This is a genomic window from Catonella sp. (assembly GCF_052169795.1).
Classification (GTDB): Bacteria; Bacillota; Clostridia; order Lachnospirales; family Lachnospiraceae; genus Catonella.
The window spans coordinates 1-5,316 of record NZ_JBQNBU010000114.1; the positions used below are offsets into that span (position 1 = coordinate 1).

The 5,316-nt window shown below is 29.1% G+C and carries 4 protein-coding genes; all 4 read right to left on the reverse strand.

Translation table 11 applies throughout. From position 1 onward, the window contains the following. Window positions 1–61: 61 nt before the first annotated feature. Window positions 62–1,585 carry a recombinase family protein gene (locus ACTTKP_RS10945; RefSeq protein ID WP_442553936.1) on the reverse strand — a complete coding sequence of 508 codons (1,524 nt, stop codon included), beginning with the start codon at window positions 1,583–1,585 and terminating at the stop codon, window positions 62–64. Then, window positions 1,578–3,326: a recombinase family protein gene (locus tag ACTTKP_RS10950; RefSeq protein ID WP_442553937.1), complete on the reverse strand. Its 1,749-nt coding sequence runs from the start codon at window positions 3,324–3,326 to the stop codon at window positions 1,578–1,580. The genes ACTTKP_RS10945 and ACTTKP_RS10950 overlap by 8 nt, the downstream gene beginning before the upstream one ends. Then, the gene (locus tag ACTTKP_RS10955) at window positions 3,319–5,037 is read right to left on the reverse strand and encodes a recombinase family protein (RefSeq protein WP_442553938.1); all 1,719 of its coding nucleotides are present in this window, start codon (window positions 5,035–5,037) and stop codon (window positions 3,319–3,321) included. The genes ACTTKP_RS10950 and ACTTKP_RS10955 overlap by 8 nt, the downstream gene beginning before the upstream one ends. Before the next feature lie 98 nt (window positions 5,038–5,135). Continuing rightward, window positions 5,136–5,316: hypothetical protein (locus ACTTKP_RS10960; protein ID WP_442553939.1), on the reverse strand; the 181-nt coding region annotated here is incomplete at its 5' end.

A 5,316-nucleotide genomic window follows, 5' to 3' on the forward strand; every position in this document is an offset into this window, starting at 1 on the left:
TAGTCATTTTATGATATAGAAAGTTTTCATTGATATTTTGTTATAGCTACAACTATACAAACTAATACTTCTCCATAATCTCTATTTCTCCACTTCTTGACACGATTATTTTATCAATTGAACCGTCCACATAAGCCTTTAGCAAACCTTTCTCATCTAAGACAGCAATATCAGTTTCTTTCTTTGAATTAACTATATCGGTTTTAAACTCCTCAAGTCTATTTTTAAGCATCACCTTTTTATCTTGTATAAAAGATTTTTCCTTTAGATACACCTCTTTTGAAATAATTTTCTTTTTGTAGTTTTCATAGATGATTTGTAAATTGCTGTTTAATATGGATATTTCATTTAGAATATCTTCTTTTACTTTCTCATTATCTATAACCCTCTCTTCTTTTAATGTGTTTTGAATCTTAAACTCTTTTAATTTAGGTTTTATAAGTTTAATAATATCTTTCTCTCTGATATTGTTTGGTGTTTTCTCAGCTTTACATAAATTGCAATAATAACTTTTATACTTGTATATTTTATCTGAATTTTTCTTTTGTCTACTGTCGCAGCGAAAACTCATATGTCTACCACATTCTTTACAAAAAATCTTATCAGAAAAAATAGAACGATTTTTGTTTCCTGTGTATCCTCCAAAACTTCGTTTTTCTTTTATTTTCTTAACCTTATCAAACACTTCTCTGGAAATAATAGCTTCATGAATATTAGGAATTATTCTCCACTCTTCTTCAGGAAGTAAAATTCTTTTTCTTCCACCTATTTTGGTTTCTTTGTATTTATTGTATACATAATCACCTGTATATAGTTCATTACTTGTAATCTGCGAGATAGATGCATTTGTCCAAACTCTTTTCTTTACTTTACTTCCTGTAACCAAATTTCCGGTATAATCCGAAAGTTTAAGTTCTTCTTTTCGTTCAGAGCGAGTGATATAACCTTTTTCATTAAATATATTGGCAATTTGAATGCAAGAATACCCTTTTAACAACAAGTCAAAGGCTTCTTTAACTATAAAAGCTGTCTTTTTATCAATAATAATATGATATTTATCTTCAGGAGCTTTAATATATCCAAAAGGTGCTGCCCAGTTCGTATTCTTTCCTTGTGATTTGATCTGTTTGACGGAACTTCTTACCTTTTCAGATAGTTCCTTACTGAACAAATCATAATACAAGGTCTTAAACTGTGCATCCGTATCTATACCGTTCCCTTGTTCTTTCAAAGAATCATAGTTATCATTAATAGCAATAAACCGTATTTTTAAAAATGGTAATATGTTGGTCAAATAATCTCCGAGCAAAATATAATCTCTTGAAAACCTCGACATATCTTTTACGATTATAGTTCCTACTCTACCACCCTTTATATCATCAACAAGTCTTAAAAATGAAGGTCTGTTTGTATTAGTAGCAGAATACCCATCATCTATATATTCTTCTATTTCACTGTCCTTCAGAGAGTTCTCATTTTCAATGTAAGTTCTTATATAATCTCTCTGATTTACTATGCTTATACTTTCATCTGTTTTTTTATAATCTTCCTCTGAAAGTCTAAGATAAATAGCTATTCTATTCATTCTCTACCTCCAACTCTTTATCCATATCTTTATCAAGATTAAATTTAAAGTATATGGTTACTTGCTTATATTTTGAGATTTCTATGTGACTAATTAGAGTATCAATCAATTCTTTATCAACATCTATACTCTTGTCGTCTAAGCAGCAAAATAGAGCTTCTATGAATTTTTTAAGTTCTTTTTTTCTTTTCTTTACATTTCTTTTTTTATCGTCCAAGATTTTCAATTCATTTTTTATTGTTTTTATCTGTCTGTCTATTTTATTGCTTTCTTTTTTAAATTCACTTAAAAGAACTTCACCCTTAACATAATTTTCGTATTGTTCCTGCAATTTAACTCTAAGAGCATCAATCTTTTTATTATTTGTATCTGTTTTTAGAGAAACTTGATTTATCTTTTCAGTACTTACCTTCTCCAAATAAGTTTTGAGGCGTAGTCCTTTATCATCTTGATGAAAACTTAAAAACAGTCGTTTTAAAGTATCAACTAAAATCCTATCCAGATCCGTTTCATAAATTCTGACATGAGATTTTTCTAAGTTTAACTTATCGCCACCTTTACAATAATAGCAATAGCAAATTTCATCATTAACTTTTAGTCCCCTTGGTCCATATTGTTTTTTCAAATTTCTACCGCAAATGCTGCATTTTATAAGACCATCATACTTTCCTTCTTTGTTATGATCTCTTTGAATTTTTACTCCGACATTTTCTTTTCCGTCTTTTATGATGTTTTTCAGTGAATGATAAGGTAGATGATTTTGTTTTTTCTCCTTTATCTCTCTGATATTTTCAAATGTAATTTTGTCTATTAAACCTTCGTGGGTGTTCTCTGTTATAATCCACTCTTCTTTATCACGAAACTTGCTTTTTAGATTTAAATCATGTCTATTTGAATGTATCCTTTGGATTAAACTCCCAATATACACTTCATCGGAAAGGATTTTTGATATATAAGAAGTATCCCATTGTTTTATATCTTCTTTGTCCTTAAAAACCTTCCCGGTTCTTTTATATTCGGCAGGTGTCGTATAATTTTTAGTCAATTCTCTTGCTATTTGTATATTGGATTTGCCTTGACTTGCTAAATGAAACATAAGCCTTACCACATCTGCTACTTTTTCATCTATCACCAGAACTCTTTTTCCATCTATTTTATTTACTTTATAACCATACGGAGCCATAGCCCCTATAAAAGACCCTTGTTTCATTTTTACTTCTTTTGAGGCTCTTACTTTCTTTGAAATGTCTTTGACATATAAATCATTGAAGATATTTTTTATTGCTATTTCATAACTCTTATCCGATTTTATACCGTTTTTGGTATCAAGGTTATCATTTACGGAAATAAATCTTACCTCTAAAAATGGAAATACTTTTTCTATATAGTTTGAGATCTCTAAATATTCTCTTCCAAACCTAGACATATCTTTTACGATAATACAATTTATTCTTCCTATCCTTATATCTTCCATCATTTCAAGAAAGCCGGGTCTTTTAAAATTTGTTCCGGAATACTCATAATCCTTATATACTCTTAAAACCTTTATTCCTTTTTCATTTGCTTCTTTTATACAAAGCTCCTCCTGCATTTCAAGTGAATTGCTTTTATCTCTGTAAGCTTCCTTTCTTTCCTGTGATAGTCTTGTATAAACACCAGCAATATATGTTTTTTCAACTATTTTTATATTTTCTGTATTTATTTCTGATTGTGATTTATGTCTATTTTTCGTTCTAGCCATAACATACCTCACTTTCAGCACTTACAAGACTTTTATTCATAACAGAAGGTATAGCTTTTGACTTTCCGTTTGTAGCTATACTTTTCTTTGCTATAATATTATTCTTAAATTTGCTCTTGTCCGCTTTTGTCATTTCCTCAAGTAAAGATAGCTCTTCGGTATGATTAAACCTGACATCTATCGTCTTATCTTCAGAAATAAAAATTTTATCAATGAGCATCACAACAGATAGTCTATCTATTTCAGATAAATTTTTATATCTGTTAATATCAATAATCCAGCTCTTATTTTTATCTATCTTGTCCTTTGTATCTTCCTGTTTTCTTAATCTATACTGGATACTTTCATCTAACTTAGTGAGTTTTTCCATATAGTTTTTTCTAAAAAGCTGATATTCTTCTTTACTGATCACATCCTCTTTTAAATCAAGGTAAAGTGAAGATAACAGTTCTTCTGTCATAGCCTTTTCTCGTTTTAATATAGGAATTTGATTGTCTTTTAGATTTCTATTTATATCTATAAGCTGAACTTTGGAATATAGCTTTTCGTTAAATTCAATATATGATTTTATTATTTTAGACACTGCTTTTATCAAGATTTCTTCCTTTATGCTGTGTCTTGAGCAAGATTTTTCTTTGTTATACTTTGAGCATATATAGAAAACTTCTTCTCTTTCTTTATACTTTACAGTTCTTCTAATCAAAGAACTTCCGCATTCTTTACAAAATAGCATCCCGGTAAAAATATCAATTTTATCCTTACCACGAGAGTTGTTTAAATCTCTTTTAAGCATTGTATTTGCAATAGCAAAAACTTCCTTACTTATGATTGCTTCGTGGGTATTTTCTACCCTTATCCATTCATCTTTCTCTTTTTCTATCTGTTTTTTGTTTTTATAGTTTAAAGTAATACTCTTTCCCTGTAAGGTGTTTCCAATATATACTTCATTTTCTATAATTCTGTTTACTGCCTTCGCTGACCAATTTCCACCTTTTATATTTTGAAATCCATTACACTTAAAGCCTTGACTTTCTTTATATTTTCTTGGAGTTAGAACACCTAAGTGATTTAACTCATCTGCAATTGCCTTTGAAGAATATCCCTTAAGCTTCATATCAAATATATTTTTAATGTTAGGAGCAGCTTGTTCATCAACCACCAACTTATTTTTACTCTCATCAGATTTTTTATATCCATAAGGTGCAAAAGCACTGATAAAATCCCCTTTTTCTCTTTTTATCTTCTGGGAGCTTTTTACCTTATTGGAAATATCTCGGCAATAGCTGTCGTTGATAAAATTTTTTATAGGCAGTATTAAATGTGTGTCATTCATATCCGCACTTTTACTATCATAATTGTCATTAACGGATATAAATCTTATCCCGTTTTCCGGAAATATTCTTTGTATAAACTTTCCAGCTTCTATATAATCTCTTCCAAATCTTGACAGGTCTTTTACAATAATGGTATCAAATTTCTTATCATAAGCATCCTTTATCATTTCTTTAAAATTCGGTCTATCAAAATTCGCTCCTGAATATCCGTCATCAACATACTCTTTGACCATTGTAATTTGATTTCTTTTTACATATGAATTTATAATTTCTCTTTGATTTGATATGGAATTACTTTCTACTTTTTCTCCATCTTCTTTTGAAAGCCTCAAATACATAACTGCAATATTTTCTTTATCTACACTATTTTTAAACACAAAAAAGCCTCCTTAAATTCAATTTACATACAATAAATCGAACCAAGGCTAGGCTTCCACAAAAATATTATAACGCTCCTTATATTTTTTGTCAGCCCCTAATAGACAGAAAATTTTTCTTTGATGTATTCCTCCACTAAATCTTCTAAGCTAAATCCATTTTCATTAAATTTAACTTCGATATTCCAACCATCAATTTGATTTATTGTCTGTTTATCTTTTTTATCTGTTTTCATTTCTATATCTATATTATGTTCATCACACATAATATCTTCTCCT

Coding starts and splice junctions, on each gene's coding strand:
- ACTTKP_RS10950 (WP_442553937.1), bottom strand. CDS start 3,326: ATGGCTAGAACGAAAAATAGACATAAATCACAATCAGAAATAAATACA.
- ACTTKP_RS10945 (WP_442553936.1), bottom strand. CDS start 1,585: ATGAATAGAATAGCTATTTATCTTAGACTTTCAGAGGAAGATTATAAA.